The organism is Burkholderia sp. Bp9031 (genome assembly GCF_003857965.1).
Classification (GTDB): Bacteria; Pseudomonadota; Gammaproteobacteria; order Burkholderiales; family Burkholderiaceae; genus Burkholderia; species Burkholderia ambifaria_A.
In genome coordinates, this window is the sequence record NZ_QTPW01000006.1 from 262,695 (window position 1) to 283,610 (window position 20,916).

Annotated in this window: 19 protein-coding genes and 1 other RNA gene; 16 read left to right on the forward strand and 4 right to left on the reverse strand. The window is 65.9% G+C overall.

Features of this window, described 5'->3' with window-relative positions:
• Positions 1-47: 47 nt before the first annotated feature.
• Complete coding sequence (rho, locus tag DIE15_RS11050) at positions 48-1,310, reverse strand: transcription termination factor Rho (RefSeq protein WP_006478662.1); 1,263 nt, start codon at positions 1,308-1,310, stop codon at positions 48-50.
• Between the two features lie 194 nt (positions 1,311-1,504).
• Positions 1,505-1,831 (reverse strand): thioredoxin TrxA, encoded by a 327-nt coding sequence (trxA, locus tag DIE15_RS11055; RefSeq protein WP_006402348.1) that lies wholly within the window; start codon positions 1,829-1,831, stop codon positions 1,505-1,507.
• A gap of 403 nt (positions 1,832-2,234) precedes the next feature.
• Between trxA and ffs the strand changes: the two genes are divergently transcribed.
• The 10 genes from ffs (at position 2,235) to DIE15_RS11105 (ending at position 11,779) form a co-directional block, all read left to right on the forward strand.
• Positions 2,235-2,333, forward strand: an RNA gene (gene ffs, locus DIE15_RS11060) — signal recognition particle sRNA small type.
• A gap of 127 nt (positions 2,334-2,460) precedes the next feature.
• Positions 2,461-4,797: a DNA polymerase III subunit gamma/tau gene (locus DIE15_RS11065; RefSeq protein WP_057925260.1), complete on the forward strand. Its 2,337-nt coding sequence runs from the start codon at positions 2,461-2,463 to the stop codon at positions 4,795-4,797.
• A gap of 94 nt (positions 4,798-4,891) precedes the next feature.
• Positions 4,892-5,218: a YbaB/EbfC family nucleoid-associated protein gene (locus tag DIE15_RS11070; RefSeq protein WP_006755698.1), complete on the forward strand. Its 327-nt coding sequence runs from the start codon at positions 4,892-4,894 to the stop codon at positions 5,216-5,218.
• A gap of 40 nt (positions 5,219-5,258) precedes the next feature.
• On the forward strand, positions 5,259-5,855 hold the full coding sequence (gene recR, locus DIE15_RS11075) for a recombination mediator RecR (RefSeq protein WP_014896897.1): 597 nt from the start codon (positions 5,259-5,261) through the stop codon (positions 5,853-5,855).
• A 48-nt stretch (positions 5,856-5,903) separates the two neighbouring features.
• Positions 5,904-7,109 (forward strand): CaiB/BaiF CoA-transferase family protein, encoded by a 1,206-nt coding sequence (locus DIE15_RS11080; protein ID WP_057925259.1) that lies wholly within the window; start codon positions 5,904-5,906, stop codon positions 7,107-7,109.
• A 218-nt stretch (positions 7,110-7,327) separates the two neighbouring features.
• The gene (gene surE, locus DIE15_RS11085; protein WP_057925258.1) at positions 7,328-8,089 is read left to right on the forward strand and encodes a 5'/3'-nucleotidase SurE; all 762 of its coding nucleotides are present in this window, start codon (positions 7,328-7,330) and stop codon (positions 8,087-8,089) included.
• Entirely contained in the window at positions 8,086-9,015 is a 930-nt protein-coding gene (locus DIE15_RS11090) for a protein-L-isoaspartate(D-aspartate) O-methyltransferase (protein WP_057925434.1), read from the forward strand. The genes surE and DIE15_RS11090 overlap by 4 nt, the downstream gene beginning before the upstream one ends.
• 5 nt (positions 9,016-9,020) lie before the next feature.
• Positions 9,021-9,902 carry a peptidoglycan DD-metalloendopeptidase family protein gene (locus DIE15_RS11095; protein WP_124833202.1) on the forward strand — a complete coding sequence of 294 codons (882 nt, stop codon included), beginning with the start codon at positions 9,021-9,023 and terminating at the stop codon, positions 9,900-9,902.
• An 11-nt stretch (positions 9,903-9,913) separates the two neighbouring features.
• Positions 9,914-10,999: an RNA polymerase sigma factor RpoS gene (gene rpoS, locus DIE15_RS11100; RefSeq protein WP_057925256.1), complete on the forward strand. Its 1,086-nt coding sequence runs from the start codon at positions 9,914-9,916 to the stop codon at positions 10,997-10,999.
• Between the two features lie 3 nt (positions 11,000-11,002).
• Positions 11,003-11,779 (forward strand): 3'-5' exonuclease, encoded by a 777-nt coding sequence (locus DIE15_RS11105; RefSeq protein ID WP_124833203.1) that lies wholly within the window; start codon positions 11,003-11,005, stop codon positions 11,777-11,779.
• Between the two features lie 27 nt (positions 11,780-11,806).
• On the opposite strand, the gene DIE15_RS11110 is transcribed toward DIE15_RS11105, so the two are convergent.
• Complete coding sequence (locus DIE15_RS11110; protein WP_124833204.1) at positions 11,807-12,661, reverse strand: endonuclease/exonuclease/phosphatase family protein; 855 nt, start codon at positions 12,659-12,661, stop codon at positions 11,807-11,809.
• 217 nt (positions 12,662-12,878) lie between these two features.
• On the opposite strand from DIE15_RS11110, the gene rlmD reads away from it, so the two are divergent.
• A complete protein-coding gene (gene rlmD / locus DIE15_RS11115; protein ID WP_124833205.1) occupies positions 12,879-14,276 on the forward strand; it encodes a 23S rRNA (uracil(1939)-C(5))-methyltransferase RlmD in 1,398 nt (465 codons plus the stop codon).
• A gap of 62 nt (positions 14,277-14,338) precedes the next feature.
• Here rlmD and DIE15_RS11120 read toward each other — a convergent pair whose 3' ends face one another.
• The gene (locus tag DIE15_RS11120) at positions 14,339-15,037 is read right to left on the reverse strand and encodes a Bax inhibitor-1/YccA family protein (protein WP_006761414.1); all 699 of its coding nucleotides are present in this window, start codon (positions 15,035-15,037) and stop codon (positions 14,339-14,341) included.
• Between the two features lie 250 nt (positions 15,038-15,287).
• On the opposite strand from DIE15_RS11120, the gene ndk reads away from it, so the two are divergent.
• From ndk to hisS, 5 genes are all read left to right on the forward strand, one after another.
• Entirely contained in the window at positions 15,288-15,713 is a 426-nt protein-coding gene (ndk, locus tag DIE15_RS11125; RefSeq protein ID WP_011352265.1) for a nucleoside-diphosphate kinase, read from the forward strand.
• A 55-nt stretch (positions 15,714-15,768) separates the two neighbouring features.
• Positions 15,769-16,908 (forward strand): 23S rRNA (adenine(2503)-C(2))-methyltransferase RlmN, encoded by a 1,140-nt coding sequence (gene rlmN / locus DIE15_RS11130; protein WP_057925253.1) that lies wholly within the window; start codon positions 15,769-15,771, stop codon positions 16,906-16,908.
• Positions 16,909-17,099: 191 nt separating this feature from the next.
• Positions 17,100-18,116 (forward strand): helix-turn-helix domain-containing protein, encoded by a 1,017-nt coding sequence (locus tag DIE15_RS11135; protein WP_057925252.1) that lies wholly within the window; start codon positions 17,100-17,102, stop codon positions 18,114-18,116.
• Positions 18,117-18,222: 106 nt separating this feature from the next.
• Complete coding sequence (gene ispG, locus DIE15_RS11140) at positions 18,223-19,527, forward strand: flavodoxin-dependent (E)-4-hydroxy-3-methylbut-2-enyl-diphosphate synthase (protein ID WP_027787235.1); 1,305 nt, start codon at positions 18,223-18,225, stop codon at positions 19,525-19,527.
• Between the two features lie 20 nt (positions 19,528-19,547).
• Positions 19,548-20,888 carry a histidine--tRNA ligase gene (gene hisS / locus DIE15_RS11145; protein WP_057925251.1) on the forward strand — a complete coding sequence of 447 codons (1,341 nt, stop codon included), beginning with the start codon at positions 19,548-19,550 and terminating at the stop codon, positions 20,886-20,888.
• Positions 20,889-20,916 lie beyond the last annotated feature (28 nt).

Consider the following 20,916-nt stretch of genomic DNA (forward strand, 5'->3'; position numbering starts at 1 on the left):
CGCCGGGCGAAATGCGCGGGCGGCCGTTCGTGGCGGGGCGAGGGCGATCAGCCGCCGCGACGCATCAGGTCGAAGAACTCGGAGTTGCTCTTCGTCTGGCGGATCTTGTCGAGCAGGAATTCCATGGCCTCGACTTCGTCCATGTCGTGGATGAACTTGCGCAGCACCCAGATCTTTTGCAGGATCTCGGGCTTGATCAGCATTTCTTCGCGACGCGTGCCCGACTTGTTCAGGTTGATCGACGGATAGACGCGCTTTTCCGCGAGACGGCGCTCGAGGTGCACTTCCATGTTGCCGGTGCCCTTGAATTCTTCGTAGATCACGTCGTCCATGCGGCTGCCGGTTTCGATCAGCGCGGTGCCGATGATCGTCAGCGAGCCGCCTTCCTCGATGTTGCGCGCCGCACCGAAGAAGCGCTTCGGACGCTGCAGTGCGTTTGCGTCGACACCGCCCGTCAGCACCTTGCCCGATGCCGGGATCACGGTGTTGTACGCGCGTGCGAGACGCGTGATCGAGTCGAGCAGAATCACGACGTCGTGCTTCATTTCGACGAGGCGCTTGGCCTTCTCGATCACCATTTCGGCGACCTGCACGTGACGCGTGGCCGGTTCGTCGAACGTCGATGCGATCACTTCGCCGGCGACCGAACGCTGCATTTCGGTCACTTCTTCAGGGCGCTCGTCGATCAGCAGCACGAACAGGATGACGTCCGGGTGGTTCTGCTTGATCGCATGTGCGATGTGCTGGAGCATCACGGTCTTGCCCGACTTCGGCGACGCGACGAGCAGGCCGCGCTGGCCCTTGCCGATCGGCGCGATCATGTCGATGATGCGGCCCGTGACGTTCTCCTCGCCGCGCATTTCGCGTTCGAGCGACAGCGGCTTGTTCGGGTGCAGCGGCGTGAGGTTCTCGAACATGATCTTGTGTTTCGAGGCCTCGGGCGGCTGCCCGTTGACTTTGTCGACCTTCACCAGCGCAAAGTAGCGCTCGCCGTCCTTCGGCGTGCGGACTTCACCTTCGATCGTGTCGCCGGTGTGCAGGTTGAAGCGGCGGATCTGCGACGGGCTGATATAGATGTCGTCGGTGCTCGCGAGGTACGACATTTCCGGCGAGCGCAGGAAGCCGAAACCGTCCGGCAGCACTTCGAGCGTACCGTCGCCGAAGATCGTCTCTCCCGTCTTGGCGCGCTTTTTGAGAATGGCGAACATCAGCTCCTGCTTGCGCAGGCGGTTCGCGTTTTCGATCTCCAGGCCATTGGCCATTTCGATCAGTTCGGACACGTGCAGAGACTTGAGCTCGGATAAATGCATACGGAGAACCCGCCAGGGAGGAGAAGCGACGAAAAGAAATAAGGGAGGAGGGCGAGCGGAGGCGCTCTGAGACTTAATGCGTCTTGTAGACGTTTTTTGATTCTAGCATACGCCGATTCGTGCCTGAGCGGCCGATCGGCGGCTTGACGGCGGACGTGTTGCCGGTTGACAACACGTCCGCGGAACGGCCGGTATTACAGGTGGCTGTCCAGGAATGCGGTGAGCTGCGACTTCGACAGCGCGCCGACCTTCTGTGCGGCAGCTGCGCCGTTCTTGAACAGGATCAGCGTCGGGATGCCGCGCACGCCGAACTTCGCAGGCGTTGCCTGGTTGTCGTCGACGTTGATCTTTGCGATCTGCAGCTTGTCGCCGTAGTCCTTCGCGACTTCGTCGAGGATCGGGGCGATCATCTTGCACGGGCCGCACCATTCGGCCCAGAAGTCGACGAGCACGGGCTTGTCGGATTTGACGACGTCCTGTTCGAACGATGCGTCGCTGATGTGTTTGATCTGTTCGCTCATTGGGTCAATACCTCTTACGGTTCGGGGACTGCCTGCTTGGCGCGTTGCGGCGCTCCGGCGGCCTGTCGGCTGCCGGCCGCTGCGGCAGGTCACTCCGCTCTCCGGAAGGAAGGGCGTAAGCGCTGCATGGCGCGGCTCGCGGGTCGTTCGGGCGTCATATTAGCCTAAATTGCTATCTGCTGCGGGCGGCGATAGTAGCCGCTACGCGAGTAGGGGTACGACGCGCCGTTCGACCGTTGCGCTCCGAAGGTGGAGGCAGGCCCGCAAAATGCAAGAGGCGCGGTAACTTCCTGCGTGCCTGAACCGGCGCCATGCGCCCACGCGCGCGCCGGTTTGCTCGATCATTCGCATTGTTGCGAACAAACGGTCGCATTCGGCTGGAAGCGATGATAGAATATGCCGTGACGGGCCTCCTCGCATGGTGGGGCGGTGAACCTGGTCAGGTCGGGAACGAAGCAGCCACAATCGTTTTCCGCCAGTGCCGAGGGTTGGGCTCGTCACCTTTCTTCTCGCCCCGTTCGCCGGGCGTTTTTTATTTCTGCGTCATTCTCCGTTTTGCCCTCGCTTTGCCCGTCTTCCGCACCGTTTCGCGTGTCGGCGCGATGCAGCGTTACTGATACAATTTCTCGATGACCTATCAAGTTCTCGCACGCAAGTGGCGTCCGAAGGATTTCGCTTCGCTCGTCGGCCAGGAGCACGTCGTCAGGGCGCTCACGCACGCGCTCGACGGCGGGCGTCTCCATCACGCCTATCTGTTTACCGGAACCCGCGGCGTCGGCAAGACGACGCTGTCGCGGATCTTCGCGAAGGCGCTCAACTGTGAAACCGGCGTCACGTCGCAGCCGTGCGGCGTGTGCCGCTCGTGCCGCGAGATCGACGAAGGCCGCTTCGTCGACTACGTCGAGATGGACGCGGCGAGCAACCGCGGCGTCGACGAGATGGCCGCGCTGCTCGAGCGCGCGGTTTACGCGCCCGTCGATGCACGCTTCAAGGTCTACATGATCGACGAAGTGCACATGCTGACGAACCACGCGTTCAACGCGATGCTGAAGACGCTCGAGGAGCCGCCGCCGCACGTCAAGTTCATTCTCGCGACGACCGATCCGCAGAAGATTCCCGTCACCGTGCTGTCGCGCTGCCTGCAGTTCAACCTGAAGCAGATGCCGGCCGGGCACATCGTGTCGCATCTCGAACGGATCCTCGGCGAAGAACAGATCTCGTTCGAGCAGCAGGCGCTGCGTCTGCTCGCGCGCGCCGCACAGGGCAGCATGCGCGATGCGCTGTCGCTGACCGACCAGGCGATCGCCTATTCGGCGAACGAAGTGACCGAATCGGCGGTATCGGGCATGCTTGGCGCGCTCGACCAGACCTACATGGTGCGCCTGCTCGATGCGCTCGCGGCCGGCAACGGCCCGGAGATCCTTGCGATCGCCGACGAGATGTCGCTGCGCAGCCTGTCATTTTCCACCGCGCTGCAGGATCTCGCGAGCCTGCTGCACCGGATCGCATGGGCGCAGTTCGCGCCGGGCTCGGTGCTCGACGAATGGCCGGAAGCGGCCGATCTGCGTCGCTTCGCGCAGACGCTGAGCCCCGAGCAGGTTCAGCTGTTCTATCAGATCGCGACGGTCGGACGTGCCGAGCTCGGCCTTGCGCCGGACGAATACGCCGGTTTTACGATGACGTTGCTGCGGATGCTCGCATTCGAGCCGGCCGTCGGCACCGGCAGTGTGCCGGGCGGCCAGCCGGCCATGCCGCGTGCCGCACCCGCGCCGCGTGCGGCGGCCGCCGCTGCATCGGCGACCGCGCCCAAGTCACCGTCGGCACCGGCTGCTGCCGTGGAGGCAGCGCGCCCGCAAGTTGCCGCTCCGGTCGCGCCCGCGGCGCGCCCGTCGCCGGCCCAGTCTGACGATGCAGTGACTTCGCCTGCCGTGAAGCCCGCTTCGACACCGGCAGCGGCTTTGGCCGAAGCGCCGGCCGCAGCACAGCCGCAAGCGAATCCGGCACCTCGGACGGCAGCGGCGAGCGATGTGCCGCCGGCCGTCCGCGACGAATCCGAAACGCCTGCAGCCGCCAAACGCATCGACGAACCTGCAGCGCCCGCCGAACCGGCGCCGCGTGCTGCGCCGGCCGCGCGTCCGTCGGCCCGCGGCGGCGCTGCTGCCGCACTGGACGTGCTGCGCAATGCCGGCATGCGCGTGTCGTCCGACCGCTCGCGGGCGGGCGCCGCGCCGAAGCCGGCGGCAGCCCAGCCGGCCGTCGAGAAACCGGCGTCGTCGCGTCCTGCCGTGCAGGTGCCGACGCCGCGTGCGGCGGCTCGCGCACCGCAGGCTGCCGATGCGCGCCAGGCGCCGCCGCCGTGGGAAGACATCCCGCCGGACGAATACGTGCCGCTCAGCGCCGACGAGATGTTCGGCGGCGCGGCCGACGACGGCTTCGTCCCGGTATTCGACAGCGGTCCCGACGACGTGCGCATTGCGCCGACGCCGGCGGAAGCTCGCCCGTCCGCACCGGTCGACACGCGTCCGCTGCCGCCCGCGATCGCGCTCGATCCGGTCGGCTTCGACGGTGAATGGCCGGCGCTTGCCGCCCGGCTGTCGCTGAAGGGTGTCGCCTATCAACTCGCGTTCAACAGCGAACTGACGGCCGTCGATGCGACGACGTTGAAACTGTCCGTGCCGGTGCCGCAGTATGCAGACGCCGCCCAGGTCGCGAAGCTGAAGGCCGCGCTTGCCGACGCGCTCGGCAAGCCGGTCGAGGTCGCGGTCGAGGTGGGGCCCGCGCGGCGCACCGCGGCGGCGCTCGATGCAGCCGCACGCGCGGCACGCCAGCGCGAGGCCGAGCAGGACATCCATGGCGATCCGTTCGTCCAGCAACTCGTGCGTGACTTCGGCGCGCGCATCGTCGAGGGCTCGGTGCGGCCGCTCGCCGATTCGACGCCGGACGGCACGCCGCCGACGCTGCATTGAACGCATTGCACCGCGACAGGCACAATCACGCCCGCACACATTGACCGGCACGCGCCGCGGGCCGGTTTTCACACGATCAAGAAGGAGTATTCCCATGTTGAAAGGCAACCTCGCCGGATTGATGAAGCAAGCGCAGCAAATGCAGGAAAACATGAAGAAGATGCAGGAGCAGCTTGCGCAGATCGAAGTCGAAGGGCAGTCGGGTGCGGGCCTCGTCAAGGTGACGATGACCTGCCGCAACGAAGTGCGTCGCGTGGCGATCGACCCGAGCCTGCTCGCGGATGACAAGGACATGCTCGAGGATCTGGTCGCGGCCGCGTTCAACGATGCCGTGCGCAAGGCCGAAGCGACGTCGCAGGAAAAGATGAGCGGCATGACGTCGGGCCTGCCGCTGCCCCCGGGCTTCAAGCTGCCGTTCTGAGCACAGCGTCCGTTCAGCCCGTTCAGCCTTCAGCCGCCGTATGAAACAGCCGTCCGCCCTGTCCGCGCTCGTCGAAGCGTTGCGCGTATTGCCCGGCGTCGGGCCGAAATCCGCGCAGCGCATGGCGTACCACCTGATGCAGCACGATCGGGAGGGCGCGGAGCGGCTCGGCCGGTCGCTGCTGTTCGCGACCGAGCACCTGCAGCACTGCGAGAAGTGCAACACGTTCACGGAAGCGCAGATCTGCGAGGTGTGCAGCGACGAGGAGCGTGATCCGACGCTGCTGTGCGTCGTCGAGACGCCGGCCGACCAGATCATGCTCGAGCAGACGATGACGTATCGCGGGCTGTATTTCGTGCTGATGGGGCGGCTGAGCCCGCTCGACGGGATCGGCCCGAAGGAAATCCATTTCGACCGCCTCGTGCGGCGCGCGTCCGACGGGATCGTCAAGGAGGTCGTGCTCGCGACCAACTTCACGAACGAGGGCGAAGCCACCGCGCACTACCTCGGCCAGACGCTGAAGGCGCGGGGGCTCGCGGTCACGCGCCTCGCGCGCGGCGTGCCGGTGGGCGGCGAGCTCGAATACGTCGACGCGGGCACCATCGCCCGCGCGATGCTCGACCGCCGCACGATGTAAGCAGGGCGCCGCCGGCCGGCGGCGTCGTTCCTCATGTCAGGGAGACACATGAGCACCAGCCAGGGCCCGCTCGCGGGCGTCAAAGTGCTCGAATTCGGGACGCTGATCGCGGGGCCGTTCGCGTCGCGCCTCTTTGCCGAATTCGGCGCGGAAGTGATCAAGATCGAGGATCCGAACGGCGGCGACCCGCTGCGCAAGTGGCGCAAGCTGCATCCGGAGCAGGGCGGCACGTCGCTGTGGTGGTCGGTCCAGGCGCGCAACAAGAAATCGGTCACCCTCAACCTGAAATCCGATGCCGGCAAGGCGATCGCGCGGCAGCTCGCGCGCGAGGCCGACATCGTGATCGAAAACTTCCGCCCGGGCCTGCTCGAGAAGCTCGGGCTCGGCTACGACGTGCTGTCGGCCGACAACCCCGGTCTCGTGATGGTGCGCCTGTCCGGCTACGGGCAGACGGGCCCGTACCGCGACCGGCCCGGCTTCGGTGCGATTGCCGAATCGATGGGCGGATTGCGCCACATCACCGGCTATCCGGACCTGCCGCCGCCGCGTATCGGCATCTCGATCGGCGATTCGATCGCCGCGCTGCACGGTGTGATCGGCGCACTGATGGCGCTCCACCATCGCAAGGTGAACGGCGGTGCGGGGCAGGTGGTCGATGTTGCGCTGTATGAAGCGGTGTTCAACATGATGGAAAGCGTGGTGCCCGAGTACGGCGTGTACGGGATGGTGCGCGAGCGCACCGGCGCGTCGCTGCCGGGCATCGTACCGTCGAACACCTACGCGTGTTGCGACGGCAGCATCGTGATCGGCGGCAACAGCGACCCGATCTTCAAGCGGTTGATGAAGGCGATCGAGCGCGACGATCTCGCCGACGATCCTGCACTCGCACGGAACGACGGACGCGTGCCGCGCACGCAGGAAATCGACGACGCGATCGCCGCGTGGCTCGCGCCGCGCACGATCGACGACGCGCTGGCCGTGCTCAACGCGGCCGACGTGCCGGCCGGGCGCATCTACAGTGCTGCCGACATGTTCACCGATCCGCAGTTCGTCGCACGGCAGATGATCCAGCGTTTCAAACTGGCCGACGGCACCGACATTCCGCTGCCGAACATCACGCCGAAGCTGTCCGACACGCCGGGCGAAACGCGCTGGCTCGGGCCCGAACTCGGCGAGCATACGGACGAGGTGCTGCGCGGCCTCGGCTACGACGCGCAGGCGATCGCCGCGCTGCGCGAAGCCGGCGCGATCTGAGCGCCGCGAGACCTGGCGCTGCGCGTCAGGTTTACCCGAGGGGGATTGCTCGACACTTTCTTCAGGACGGAAAGCTGCGTGCGGCCGGCATTTTCTCGAATTCGCAGAACACCGCCGCGCAACGCGGCGGCGCACCGCACGCGCATCGTGCGTGCGGACCCGCCCGCGGCCGCCGGACTGTCGCTCTCGCGCCATCTTTCCTCGGTTACAATCGCCGGATGCGAATCCTACTCAGCAACGACGACGGCTATCTCGCCCCCGGTCTCGCCGCGCTCAGCGACGCGCTGCAGCCGCTGGCCGACCTCACGGTGATCGCGCCCGAGCAGAACTGCAGCGGCGCATCGAATTCCCTCACGCTGTCGCGGCCGCTGTCGGTGCAGCGCGCGACGAATACGGGTTTCTTCTACGTGAACGGCACGCCGACCGATTCGGTGCACGTCGCGTTGACGGGGATGGCCGATGCGCGGCCGGACCTCGTGGTGTCGGGGATCAACAACGGCCAGAACATGGGCGAAGACACGCTCTATTCAGGGACGGTTGCGGCCGCGACCGAAGGCATCATGTTCGGCGTGCCGGCCATCGCGTTCTCGCTGGCCGACAAGGGCTGGGCGCATCTGGGGGACGCGGCGCGCGTCGCTGCGGAAATCGTCGAGCATTACCTCGCGCACCCGCTGCCTGGTCAGCCGCTGCTGAACGTCAATATTCCGAATCTGCCGTACGACGAACTGAAAGGCTGGAAGGTCACGCGCCTCGGCAAGCGTCACCCGTCCCAGCCGGTAATTCGCCAGACCGACCCGCGCGGCGAGCCGGTCTACTGGATCGGCGCCGCGGGTGCGGCGCTGGACGCGAGCGAAGGCACCGATTTCCACGCCGTCGCAAACGGTTTCGTATCGATCACGCCGCTGCAGCTCGATCTCACGCATACACAAATGCTGCCTGCAACGCGCGAATGGGCGCGCGCAGGAGGGCGGGCTTCATGAGCGGCGAGCGCGCGAAGCGGTTTCCGCTCGCGCTCGAAGATCTCAAGCGAGCGCCACGCAAATCGGAGGGCCGGTCCGGCGAGCGCCATGCGGCGATCGCGGCACCGAAGGCCGTCGACAAGCCCGCAGCCGCGCTCAAGCCGGTGGCGGTGAAAACGAGCGCTGCCCGAGCGCTGCCCGGCCCGGCCGCCGCGAAGCCGGCAACCACGCCGAAGCCGACCGTGCTGAAGCCCGCGCTGCCGAAGCCGGCCGCGCCCAGCGTCGCGCCGGCCGGTGCGTTCGCACTGACCTCGGAACGTGTGCGCGAGCGCATGGTCGAACGCCTGCGCGCGAACGGCGTAACCGACGCGCGTGTGCTGGATGCGATGGCCGCGGTGCCGCGCCACATGTTCGTGGATCCGGGGCTCGCGACGCAGGCCTACGAGGATTCCGCGTTGCCGATCGGCCACCAGCAAACGATTTCAAAGCCGTCGGTCGTCGCGCGCATGATTGAGCTCGCGACAGCTGGCCGCACGCTCGAGCGCGTCCTCGAGATCGGCACCGGTTGCGGCTACCAGGCCGCGGTGCTGAGTCACGTGGCACGCGACGTGTATTCGATTGAACGCATCAAGCCGCTCTACGAGCGCGCAAAGCTGAACCTGCGGCCGCTGCGCGTGCCGAACATCCGTCTGCATTATGGCGACGGGCGTGTCGGCCTGCCGTCCGCGGCCCCGTTCGACGCGATCGTGATCGCTGCGGCGGGGCTCGACGTGCCGCAGGCGCTGCTCGAGCAACTCGCGATCGGTGGGCGGCTCGTCGCGCCGGTCGGCGCGCAGAGCGGGCAGCATCAGGTGCTCACGCTTGTCGAGCGCGTCGCGCACGCGCAATGGCGAGAGTCGCGGCTTGATCGCGTTTTCTTTGTCCCTTTAAAATCCGGAGTGATTTGAAACCGATGAGTATGTTGCGCGCGATGCAAAACCACCGAACCAGGGAACCGCTCACGTTCGCCCAGCGCGCGATCTGTGTGGCTGCGTTCTCCACGCTGCTGGCCGCCTGTGCGACGCGGCTCGACAACGCGCCCGTCGTCGACCGCTCCGGATCGCTCGGCACGACCGCTGCCGCGCAGCCGGCGGTGCCGCTCGGCCCGCCGCCGCCCGGCTTCTACCGTGTGAAACCGGGTGACACGCTGTACCGGATCGCACTCGAGAACGGGCAGAACTATCGCGACATCGCCACGTGGAACAACCTGGTGAACCCGAACCAGATCGAAGTCGACCAACTGCTGCGTGTCGCGCCGCCGGGCGGCGCTGCGGTTGCCGGCTCGCCGGCTGCCGCACCGATCGCCGGCGCCGCCGTCGCGACCGCACCGCTCAGCAGCGGTCCCGCGACCCCGGCCGCAGGCTCGTCGTCCGCGATCACGCCGCCGGCTGCTGCCGCATCGAGCGATACGGCAGCAGCGCCGAGCGGCCCCGTGACGTTTGCGTGGCCCGTGCGCGGTCCCGTGCTGAACGGCTTCGACGACGCAAAGAACAAGGGCGTCAATATCGGCGGCACGTCCGGTGAAGCCGTAAAGGCGGCGGCCGACGGCCGCGTCGTCTACTCGGGCAATGGCCTGCGTGGTTACGGCAACCTCATTATCATCAAACACGATGCAACTTACCTCACAGCGTATGCACACAATCGCGCTTTGATGGTAAAAGAGGGGGACGCGGTAACGAAGGGGCAGAAGATCGCCGAGATGGGTAACAGCGATGCCGACCGCGTGATGCTGCATTTCGAGGTTCGCCGGCAGGGTAAACCTGTCGATCCGCTGAAGTATTTGCCGCCTCAATAACCGAGACGACCATGCCGAAATCGAAGCGCCACGAGCCGCAAGCCGGGTCTGAGAAGATCAGTCGTGCCACGCAAGCATCGGTGGAGCGAGCTGGCGCTTCGAAGGACGACGAAGACGACGTCGCGGAAAACGAACGTGATCCCGAGGCAAGCGACGCCGAAGCGGACGGCGACGACGAGCGCGAAGGCCGTACGGAAGCCGCGCCCGACGTCGACGATTTCCGCGCATTGCTGCAGGCCGAACTCACGGCCGACACGATCCAGCATTACCTGAACCGTATCAGCGTGAAGCCGCTCCTGACCGTCGAGGAGGAGCAGCGCTATTCCCGTCTTGCGAAGGCCGGCGAATTCGAGGCGCGGCAGGTGATGATCGAGCGCAACCTGCGTCTCGTCGTCAGCATCGCGAAGGGTTACCTGAACCGCGGCGTGCCGCTGCTCGACCTGATCGAGGAAGGCAACCTCGGCCTGATGCACGCGATCGAGAAATTCGACCCGACGCGCGGCTTCCGCTTCTCGACCTATGCGACGTGGTGGATCCGCCAGAGCATCGAGCGGGCGATCATGAACCAGGCCCGCACCGTGCGCCTGCCGGTGCACGTGATCCGCGAACTGAACCAGGTGCTGCGCGCGAAGCGCCACCTCGAAAAGAATTCGATGTCGACGGGCGAGGCGGCAGAACGCCGCGAAGCCAGCATCGACGACATCGCCTATCTCACCGGCAAGACCGCCGAGGAAGTCACGGACATCCTCGCGCTCAACGAGCACACCGCGTCGCTCGACGCGCCGCTCGACCTCGATCCCGCGAGCAGCCTGCTCGACCTGCTGCCCGATGATCAGAGCCAGTCGCCCGATGCCGAGGTGCAGCATCGCGAGCTCGAGACGCTCACGCGCGCGTGGCTGTCGCGGCTGTCCGACAAGCATCGGCACGTGATCGAGCGCCGCTTCGGCCTGAACCACATCGAACCGGCCACGCTCGAGGAGCTAGCCGACGAGATGGGGCTCACGCGCGAGCGCGTGCGGCAGATCCAGCAGGAAGCGCTGGTGCGCCTCAAGCGGTTCTTCGCCTCCAATGGCGTGCGCAAGGACGCCGTTCTGTAACTGATGACTCCGATTCTCGTTTTTGACATCGAGACCATTCCCGATGTCGACGGCATTCGCCGTCTGGAAGACCTGCCCGCGACGCTCGACGATGCCGCGGTGGCCGAACATGCGTTCGCCGCGCGCCGCGAGAAGACCGGCAGCGATTTTCTGCCGCATCATCTGCAGCGCATCGCGGCAATCTCTTGCGTGTTCCGCGACAACAACGGTTTCCGCGTGCGTTCGCTGGGGACGCCGCAGGACAACGAGGCGGCACTGATCCAGTCGTTCTACCGCGTGATCGAGAAATACACGCCGCAGCTCGTGTCATGGAACGGCGGCGGCTTCGATCTGCCTGTGCTCCACTACCGTGCGCTCGTGCACGGGATCCCCGCGACCCGTTACTGGGATCTTGGCGAGGACGACCGCGACTTCAAGTGGAACAACTACATCGCGCGCTATCACTCGCGGCATACCGATCTGATGGATGTGCTCGCGATGTATCAGGCACGCGCGAATGCGCCGCTCGACGCGTTGGCGAAGCTGTGCGGCTTCCCGGGCAAGCTCGGGATGGACGGCAGCCAGGTGTGGCCGGCATTCCAGGACGGGCGGATCGAGGAAATCCGCAACTACTGCGAAACCGACGTCGTCAATACCTATCTGCTCTATTGCCGCTTCCAGCTGATGCGCGGCGGCCTGACGCCGAGTGAATATGCGGACGAGATCCTGCTCGTGAAAAATTCGCTTGCGCAGGAGCCCGCGGCGCATTGGGCCGAATATCTGGCCGGTTTCGACGCTTGACGCGGACGGCCGGCGTCGAAACCGTGCTCAATCGAGTTCGAGCACGACCGGCTGGTGATCCGACGCGCGCGCGTCGCCGTCAATCTCGCAGCGCGTGACGCGCGGCAGCAGCGTATCGGTCACGAACACGAAATCGCATGCGAGCGGCCCCTCCGACCACTGCACCGTGTCGTAAACGCCGGCGGTCGGCGGCGGCGTGCGGCCCGGGTGTCGGGCGACCCACGCATCGACGAACGGCGGCGCGTCGGCGACCGGCTCCAGCAGGCGCCGGTACGCGTCGCTGCCGAACGCGCTGTTGAAATCGCCGCAGACGATCGCGTCGCGCGGCTGGCCGGTTGCGCTGAACGGCCCCGTCGCATTCTCGGCCGGCGCGGGCCGGTCCGCGTGTGCGCACGCCTCTTGGTGCCGAGCGCGCAGCGCGTCGACTTGCGCGAGTCGCTGGCGCGCCGAATAGTATTCGAGGTGCGTCGTGACGACCCGCAGCGGGCCTGACGGCGTCGCCAGTTCGACCTCCAGCGCGACGCGCGGCATCGACGGCGTGCCGGCGTCGGCCGGCCACGGCAGCAACTGGCGCAGCACGCGCCCGACCGGCAGCCGCGTCGCGATCGCATTGCCGAACTGACGGCGTGGCGCGCCGGGTTCGAGCGCCGGCAGGTCGGCGCCGATCACATCGACGATCGTATAGCCGGGCAGCAGCGCCGCCAGTTCGGCGAATTGGTCGGGGCCCGGCTGGCCGGGCAATGCGCCGAAGCCGCGCGTGACTTCCTGCAGGCACAGCACGTCGAAGTCGTCGAGCAGGCGGGCGGCGGCGATGGTGCGCGGGAGGTCGACGACGCCGTCCGCGTCCCGACCCCATTGAATGTTCCAGTCGATCAGTCGCATGGTCGAGTCTCCTGCGAGCCGAAGTTGTACCGCCGCTTGGCGCGACGAGGCGCCGCGCATGTGGTTGGGCGGCTTGGGGCGCATGCCTTCAGGCCGTTTTCCGCATTGCGTGGCGCGATCGGTGCGTCAGTCTCGATGCTTGCGCGACGAAAGCGGGCGATGCGGGCTTTCGTCGTCTACAATCTCGCCTTCTTCAACGTTTTGTCAGGAAAAGCTGGTGTCCGAAGCCGTCCCCACTTCTGCGCGCAAATCGAAAAATGCGCCCGTCGCGCCCGGGCCTGCCCCGGTTCTCGAGATCGAATCGCTCGACATGGAAGCGCGCGGTGTCGGCCGCACGGCGACCGAGGACGGCACGCCGGGCAAGGTCATCTTCGTCGAGGGCGCGCTGCCCGGCGAACGCGTGACGTATTCGAGCTACCGTCGCAAGCCGAGCTATGAGCAGGCGACCGTTGTCGACATTCTGCGCCCGAGCGTGCTGCGCACGCAGCCGAAATGCAAATTCTTCGGCACCTGCGGTGGCTGCTCGATGCAGCATCTCGAGATGCGCGCGCAGGTCGCGATCAAGCAGCGCGTGCTCGAGGACAACCTGTGGCACCTGTCGAAGCTGCGCGCCGAGACGATGTTCGCGCCGATCCACGGCCCGTCGTGGGGCTACCGCTACCGTGCGCGCCTGACCGTGCGCAACGTTGCGAAGAAGGGCGGCGTGCTGGTCGGCTTCCATGAGAAGAAGAGCAGCTACGTCGCCGACATGACGAGCTGCGAAGTGCTGCCGCCGCACGTGTCGGCAATGCTCGTGCCGCTGCGCCGGCTCGTCGAGGGGCTGTCGATCCGCGACCGGATGCCGCAGATCGAGCTCGCGGTCGGTTCGGAAGTCACGGCGCTCGTGCTGCGCGTGCTGGAGCCGATCAATGCGGACGACGAAGCACTGCTGCGCGCGTTCGCGGACGAGCACAAGGTGCAGTTCTGGTTGCAGCCGAAGGGCCCGGACACGGTGACGCCGTTCTATCCGCTCGACGTGCCGCTCGACTACACGCTGCCGGAGTTCGGCATCCGCATGCCGTTCAAGCCGACCGACTTCACGCAGGTCAATCATCAGATCAACCGCGTGCTGGTGGGCCGCGCGCTGCGCCTGCTCGCGCCGTCGCGCGACGATCGCGTGCTCGACCTGTTCTGCGGGATCGGCAACTTCACGCTGCCGCTCGCGCGCCTGTCGCGCGAGGTGATGGGCATCGAAGGCAGCGAAACGCTGACGACGCGCGCGCTCGCGAATGCGCGCGAAAACGACGTCGACGGCCACACGACGTTCGCGTGCCGGAACTTGTTCGAAGTGACGGGCGACGACATCCGTGCGCTCGGCGCATTCGACAAGTTCCTGATCGACCCGCCGCGCGAAGGCGCGCTCGCCGTGTCGAAGGCGCTGGCCGAAATCGCGCAGAGCGGCGAAGGTCCGCTGCCGAAGCGCATCGTCTACGTGTCGTGCAACCCGTCCACGCTCGCGCGCGATGCAGGCCTGCTCGTGCACGAGGCCGGCTACCGCCTGAAGGGCGCCGGGGTCGTGAACATGTTCCCGAATACGTCGCACGTCGAATCGATCGCGCTGTTCGAGCGCGACTGAGCGGGCGGCGGACGTAAAAAAACCGGCCCTCGGGCCGGTTTTTTCATGGGATGCGGCGAACGTCAGTTGCGGTTGCCGCCGAAGATGCCGAGCAGCGCGAGCAGGTTCGTGAACACGTTGTACAGGTCGAGGTAGATCGCGAGCGTGGCCGAGATGTAGTTCGTTTCGCCACCGTTCACGACGCGCTGGACGTCGAACAGCATGTAGGCCGAGAAGATCGCGATCGCGAGCACCGACACGGTGAGCATCAGCGCCGGCAGCTGCAGGAAGATGTTCGCGACCGAGGCCAGCAGGATCACGATCACGCCCATGAACAGCCACTTGCCGAGCCCCGAGAAATCGCGCTTGCTGACGGTGGCGATCGTCGCCATCGCGGCGAAGATGATGCCGGTGCCGCCGAACGCGAGCATGATCAGCGACGGGCCGTTCGAGAAGCCGAGGATGAAGCTCAGCAGGCGCGACAGCATCAGGCCCATGAAGAACGTGAAGCCGAGCAGCACGAATACGCCGGCCGCGCTGTTTTTCGTCCGCTCGATCGCGAACATGAAGCCGAACGCGATCGCGAAGAACGCGAGCAGGCTCATCATCGGGCTCGTGGCCGCGAACAGCGAGAAGCCCGTAGCGACGCCGACCCATGCACCGAGCACCGTCGGAACCATCGACAGCGCGAGCAGCCAGTACGTGTTCCGCAGCACGCGATTGCGAACCTCCGCGGTGCTGACGGAGCCGCCGCGGCCGAAATTGTACGGATAGTCGTTCATGGTTTCTCCTAACATTGAACGCGTGGGCGTCCGGGGACGGTTCGGCGCGCGCGATGTGCGGCGCAGCAAACCGGAGCAGCTATGGCTAAGATACGTTCCGCGCCGCGAGGTTTCAATGGCCGGGCGGCGCAAAAACATATCGATTCTGAACCTTTCGGCTGTGTAAGGGTTCAATCGCAATGATACACGGGATCGTGCTACAATAGCGGATTCATTTGAACCTGTAACTTCTTAATTTTTTGGAGTTTTTATGGCAATCGAGCGCACCCTGTCGATCATCAAGCCGGATGCGGTGGCAAAGAACGTGATCGGCCAGATCTACAGCCGTTTCGAAGGCGCCGGCCTGAAGATCGTCGCATCGCGCATGGCACACCTGTCGCGTGCTGACGCAGAGAAGTTCTACGCGGTTCACGCAGCGCGTCCGTTCTTCAAGGATCTCGTCGATTTCATGATCTCGGGCCCGGTGATGATCCAGGTTCTGGAAGGCGAAGGCGCGATCCTGAAGAACCGCGACCTGATGGGTGCGACGGATCCGAAGAAGGCGGAAAAGGGCACGATCCGCGCCGACTTCGCCGACAGCATCGACGCGAATGCAGTGCATGGCTCGGACGCTGCAGAAACGGCAGCGGTCGAAGTCGCATTCTTCTTCCCGGAAATGAACGTTTACTCGCGCTAAGCCCTGGCTGGCAGCAAGTAGGCAGGATTCAGCGCACGCGGCAAGGCAGCACATCATGACGAGCGAAACTTCCGTCAATCTTCTCGACTTCGATGCCGAGGGTCTTGTCGCGTACTGCGGCAGCCTCGGCGAGAAGCCGTTCCGCGCCAAGCAGTTGCAGCGCTGGATCCACCAGTACAACGCTGGCGACTTCGACGGCATGACCGATCTCGCGAAGTCCTTGAGAGAGAAACTCAAGGGCCGCGCGTCGATCGTGATGCCCGAGATCGCCAGCGATCACGTTTCCACCGATGGCACGCGCAAGTGGCTGATCGACGTCGGAAACGGCAATGCGGTCGAAACCGTGTTCATCCCGGAAGAAACGCGCGGCACGCTGTGCGTGTCGTCGCAGGCCGGGTGTGCGGTGAACTGCCGCTTCTGCTCGACGGGCAAGCAGGGTTTTTCCCGTAACCTGTCGACAGCCGAAATCATCGGCCAGCTCCGGATGGCCGAATTTGCATTGCGTGCGTCGCTCGGTCGCGCGCCCGGTCCGAACGGCAAGGCCGAGCGGGTCGTCACCAACGTGGTGATGATGGGCATGGGCGAGCCGTTGCTGAACTACAGCGCGGTCGTGCCCGCGATGCGGCTGATGCTTGACGACAACGCGTACGGCCTGTCGCGCCGCCGCGTCACGCTGTCGACGTCCGGCGTGGTGCCGATGATGGACCGCCTCGGCGCCGAGTTGCCGGTCGCGCTCGCCGTTTCGCTGCACGCGCCGAACGATGCGCTGCGCGACGAGCTGGTGCCCCTCAACAAGAAGCATCCGCTTCGCGAGTTGATGGCTGCGTGCCAGCGCTATCTGAAGGTCGCACCGCGCGACTTCATTACTTTCGAATATTGCATGCTCGACGGCGTCAACGACACCGAGGCGCATGCGCGCGAACTGCTGGCCGTCACGCGTGACGTGCCGTGCAAGTTCAATCTGATCCCGTTCAATCCGTTTCCGGAATCGGGCCTCATCCGCTCGAAGCCGGAGCAGATCAAGCGCTTTGCACAGGTCCTCATCGACGCGGGTGTCGTCACGACCGTGCGCAAGACGCGTGGCGACGACATTGACGCCGCGTGCGGCCAGCTGGCCGGCGCCGTGAAGGACCGCACGCGCCTGGCGGAGCGAACGGGCGCAACAGCAAAAATCATCGAAGTTCGGGCGATTTGACGGGGGGCTGGTCGGGGACGCCCAATCGGGGTGGCCTGGCCGCGAATGCCCGAACCTTTTTGGCGGTACAGCACGCGAATAGCGATCGGTCGCGGCGCCTTGGCGCCGCGCATGAAATGGACAGTTGCGGGTGCCGGCCGGCGGGAGCCGGCGGTGCTCGCCAGTGAAGAAGAATCGACGCGAGGACAAGGATGAGTGAGCCGCAGCCGACAAACGGCGCAGAGACCAATGCCGCGAAGCCGGCACCGGCGGGGCTTGAAACGCTGGTAGCCGTCGGCGGCCGGCTGGCGCAGCTCCGGGAGGCGAAGGGCTGGACGGTTGACGACGTGTCGGCGCGGCTCAAGGTCGCCCCGCAGAAGCTGCGTGCGCTCGAGGCAGGCGACATCAGTCATTTGCCCGGCGTGACGTTCGCGCTCGGCGTTGTGCGCAGCTATGCGAAGATGCTCGGCGTCGATCCGGAACCGTTTGCGCAGGCATTGCGGCGTGAGCGCGGCGTGCCGGAAGTCGATCTGTCGATGCCCGCGTCGTCGGGGACGGATTTGCCGCGCGGCCGCGTATCGATCCCGCTCGGCAGCTCGTCGCGCCACCATCCGTGGCTGTGGGGGACGGCGATCGTCGTCGTCGCGGTAATCGCGGTACTCATGTGGCACACTGGCGGCGATTCGTCGAGTTGGCTCGCGCGCTTCAAGGGCGGCGATGCAGAACATGCGTCGGCAGCCAGCGCACCGGCGGCGTCTTCCGTCGCAGAGGCGGCTGCGGGCGGCGCGTCGACGGCAGCCGGCAACGATGCTCCGGCGCAGGTTGTAGCATCCGCCGTGGCGCCGCAGGCTGCCGCGTCGGCTGCGCCAGTACCGGCTCCGGCGGTCGCAGCAGCGCCTGCGTCGCAACCCGCCGTCGTGACGGCCGTGGCGAACGGTACGGTCGTACCGGCCCAGCCCGCGAGCGTCGTGGTGGCGGCAGGCCAGTCGCTGGTCGAACTGAAGGTCAAGCAGGATTGCTGGTTCAGCGTGCGCGACAAGAACGGCAAGGAGCTGTTCTCGGCGCTGGTGCGGGCCGGCGAGACGAAGCAGGTCGCCGGCACCGGGCCGTTCAAGGTCACGATCGGCAACAAGGCAGGCCTCGACGCGGTCGCGTTCGACGGAAAACCTGTCGATCCGGCAAAATATTCGGCAGCGCGGGGTAACGTGGCGCGGTTCACGTTGCCCTGACGTCAAGCGCCGTGGCGAAGGCCCGTCCTGGACAGGCCGCGAGGGCACGGCGCTTTTTCAATTCATGCGCCGCCTCGCGGCGCATTCCGCGTAAATGGATCTATCGATGCAATCCGAAGCTCAATCCCCACGCAGCAGTCAGATTTGTTCAACCGAGCCGGTGTTCGGCGGGCATCAGCCGCGTCGCGTGTCGCATGCGGTGGATGTTCGTTGGGGCGGGCAGCTCGTGACGATCGGCGGCGATGCGCCGGTGCGCGTGCAGTCGATGACGAATACCGACACGGCCGATGCGATCGGCACGGCGATCCAGATCAAGGAACTCGCGAATGCGGGTTCCGAGCTGGTACGTATCACCGTCAACACGCCGGAGGCCGCGGCCGCCGTGCCGGCGATCCGCGAGCAACTCGACCGGATGGGCGTGACCGTTCCGCTCGTCGGCGACTTCCATTACAACGGCCATCTGCTGCTGCGCGACTACCCGGGCTGTGCGGAGTCGCTGTCGAAGTACCGGATCAACCCGGGCAACGTCGGCCAGGGCGCGAAGCGCGACACGCAGTTCGCGCAGATGATCGAAGCCGCGGCCAAGTACGACAAGCCGGTTCGGATCGGCGTGAACTGGGGCAGCCTCGACCAGGACCTGCTCGCGCGCATGATGGACGAGAATGGCGCGCGTTCGCAGCCGTGGGATGCGCAGAGCGTGATGTACGAAGCGCTGATCCAGTCGGCGATCGGCTCGGCCGAGCGTGCGGTCGAACTGGGCCTCGGCCGCGACCGCATCGTGCTGTCGTGCAAGGTCAGCGGCGTGCAGGACCTGATCGCCGTGTACCGGGAACTCGGCCGCCGCTGCGGCTTCGCGCTGCATCTTGGCCTGACCGAGGCCGGCATGGGCTCGAAGGGCATCGTCGCGTCGACGGCCGCGCTCGGCGTGCTGCTGCAGGAAGGGATTGGCGACACGATCCGCATCTCGCTGACGCCGGAACCGGGCGCGTCGCGCACGGGTGAGGTGATCGTCGGCCAGGAAATCCTGCAGACGATGGGCCTGCGCTCGTTCGCGCCGATGGTGATCGCGTGTCCCGGCTGCGGCCGCACGACGAGCACGCTGTTCCAGGAGCTCGCGATGCAGATCCAGACCTACCTGCGCGAGCAGATGCCGGTCTGGCGCAAGGAGTATCCGGGTGTCGAGAAGATGAACGTCGCGGTGATGGGTTGCATCGTCAACGGCCCCGGCGAATCGAAGCACGCGAACATCGGCATCAGCCTGCCGGGCTCGGGCGAGAACCCGGCCGCGCCCGTCTTCATCGACGGCGAGAAGGTCAAGACGCTGCGCGGCGAGCGGATCGCCGAGGAATTCCAGCAGATCGTCAGCGACTACGTCGCACGCAATTACGGCCGCACCGAGGCCTTGAACTAATTCGTCCACACACACGAACGATGACTGAACAGAAACGCAAGATCGAGAAGCTCACGGGCGTCAAAGGCATGAACGACATCCTTCCGCAGGATGCCGGCCTGTGGGAGTTCTTCGAAGCTACCGTGAAATCGCTGCTGCGCGCGTACGGCTACCAGAACATCCGCACGCCGATCGTTGAACACACGCAGCTGTTCACGCGCGGCATCGGCGAAGTCACGGACATCGTCGAGAAGGAGATGTACAGCTTCACCGACGCGCTGAACGGCGAGAACCTGACGATGCGCCCGGAAAACACCGCGGCCGTCGTGCGCGCGTCGATCGAGCACAACATGCTGTACGACGGCCCGAAGCGCCTGTGGTACATCGGCCCGATGTTCCGTCACGAGCGTCCGCAGCGCGGCCGCTACCGCCAGTTCCACCAGGTCGGCGTCGAGGCGCTCGGCTTCGCGGGCCCGGATGCGGATGCCGAGATCATCATGATGTGCCAGCGCCTGTGGGACGACCTCGGGCTGACCGGCATCAAGCTCGAAATCAACTCGCTCGGCCTCGCCGAAGAGCGCGCCGCGCACCGTGTCGAGCTGATCAAGTACCTCGAGCAATTCGCCGATGTACTGGACGAGGACGCGAAGCGCCGCCTGTATACGAACCCGCTGCGCGTGCTCGACACGAAGAACCCCGCGCTGCAGGAAATCGCGCAGAACGCGCCGAAGCTGATCGACTTCCTCGGCGACGAATCGCGTGCGCACTTCGAAGGGGTGCAGCGCCTGCTGCTCGCGAACAACATTCCGTTCAAGATCAATCCGCGTCTTGTGCGCGGCCTCGACTACTACAACCTGACCGTGTTCGAGTGGGTGACCGACAAGCTCGGCGCGCAGGGCACGGTCGCGGCAGGCGGCCGCTACGATCCCCTGATCGAGCAGCTCGGCGGCAAGCCGACCGCTGCGTGCGGCTGGGCGATGGGCATCGAGCGCATCCTCGAACTGCTGAAGGAAGAGGATCTCGCGCCCGAGCAGGAAGGTGTCGACGTGTACGTGGTGCACCAGGGCGAGACGGCGCGCGAACAGGCGTTCATCGCGGCCGAGCGTCTGCGCGATACGGGCCTCGACGTGATTTTCCACTGCAGCGCCGACGGCGCGCCGGCAAGCTTCAAGTCGCAGATGAAGCGCGCCGATGCAAGCGGTGCGGCGTTCGCGGTGATCTTCGGCGAAGAAGAGGTCGCGAACGGTACGGTGGGCGTGAAAGCGCTGCGCGGTGCGGGCCAGGAAGGGGAAAAGAACGTTCAGCAGACCGTACCGGTCGAAAGCTTGACCGAATTCCTAATCAATGCGATGGTTGCATCCGCCGAAGACGGCGACGACTGATCGCGCTAGCATTCGCTCGACAAGAAAG

Excerpts from the sequence above, each read along its gene's own strand:
- rho (WP_006478662.1), bottom strand. The coding sequence starts at position 1,310 with ATGCATTTATCCGAGCTCAAGTCTCTGCACGTGTCCGAACTGATCGAA.
- trxA (WP_006402348.1), bottom strand. The coding sequence starts at position 1,831 with ATGAGCGAACAGATCAAACACATCAGCGACGCATCGTTCGAACAGGAC.
- DIE15_RS11065 (WP_057925260.1), top strand. The coding sequence starts at position 2,461 with ATGACCTATCAAGTTCTCGCACGCAAGTGGCGTCCGAAGGATTTCGCT.
- DIE15_RS11070 (WP_006755698.1), top strand. The coding sequence starts at position 4,892 with ATGTTGAAAGGCAACCTCGCCGGATTGATGAAGCAAGCGCAGCAAATG.
- recR (WP_014896897.1), top strand. The coding sequence starts at position 5,259 with ATGAAACAGCCGTCCGCCCTGTCCGCGCTCGTCGAAGCGTTGCGCGTA.
- DIE15_RS11080 (WP_057925259.1), top strand. The coding sequence starts at position 5,904 with ATGAGCACCAGCCAGGGCCCGCTCGCGGGCGTCAAAGTGCTCGAATTC.
- surE (WP_057925258.1), top strand. The coding sequence starts at position 7,328 with ATGCGAATCCTACTCAGCAACGACGACGGCTATCTCGCCCCCGGTCTC.
- DIE15_RS11090 (WP_057925434.1), top strand. The coding sequence starts at position 8,086 with ATGAGCGGCGAGCGCGCGAAGCGGTTTCCGCTCGCGCTCGAAGATCTC.
- DIE15_RS11095 (WP_124833202.1), top strand. The coding sequence starts at position 9,021 with ATGAGTATGTTGCGCGCGATGCAAAACCACCGAACCAGGGAACCGCTC.
- rpoS (WP_057925256.1), top strand. The coding sequence starts at position 9,914 with ATGCCGAAATCGAAGCGCCACGAGCCGCAAGCCGGGTCTGAGAAGATC.
- DIE15_RS11105 (WP_124833203.1), top strand. The coding sequence starts at position 11,003 with ATGACTCCGATTCTCGTTTTTGACATCGAGACCATTCCCGATGTCGAC.
- DIE15_RS11110 (WP_124833204.1), bottom strand. The coding sequence starts at position 12,661 with ATGCGACTGATCGACTGGAACATTCAATGGGGTCGGGACGCGGACGGC.
- DIE15_RS11120 (WP_006761414.1), bottom strand. The coding sequence starts at position 15,037 with ATGAACGACTATCCGTACAATTTCGGCCGCGGCGGCTCCGTCAGCACC.
- ndk (WP_011352265.1), top strand. The coding sequence starts at position 15,288 with ATGGCAATCGAGCGCACCCTGTCGATCATCAAGCCGGATGCGGTGGCA.
- rlmN (WP_057925253.1), top strand. The coding sequence starts at position 15,769 with ATGACGAGCGAAACTTCCGTCAATCTTCTCGACTTCGATGCCGAGGGT.
- DIE15_RS11135 (WP_057925252.1), top strand. The coding sequence starts at position 17,100 with ATGAGTGAGCCGCAGCCGACAAACGGCGCAGAGACCAATGCCGCGAAG.
- ispG (WP_027787235.1), top strand. The coding sequence starts at position 18,223 with ATGCAATCCGAAGCTCAATCCCCACGCAGCAGTCAGATTTGTTCAACC.
- hisS (WP_057925251.1), top strand. The coding sequence starts at position 19,548 with ATGACTGAACAGAAACGCAAGATCGAGAAGCTCACGGGCGTCAAAGGC.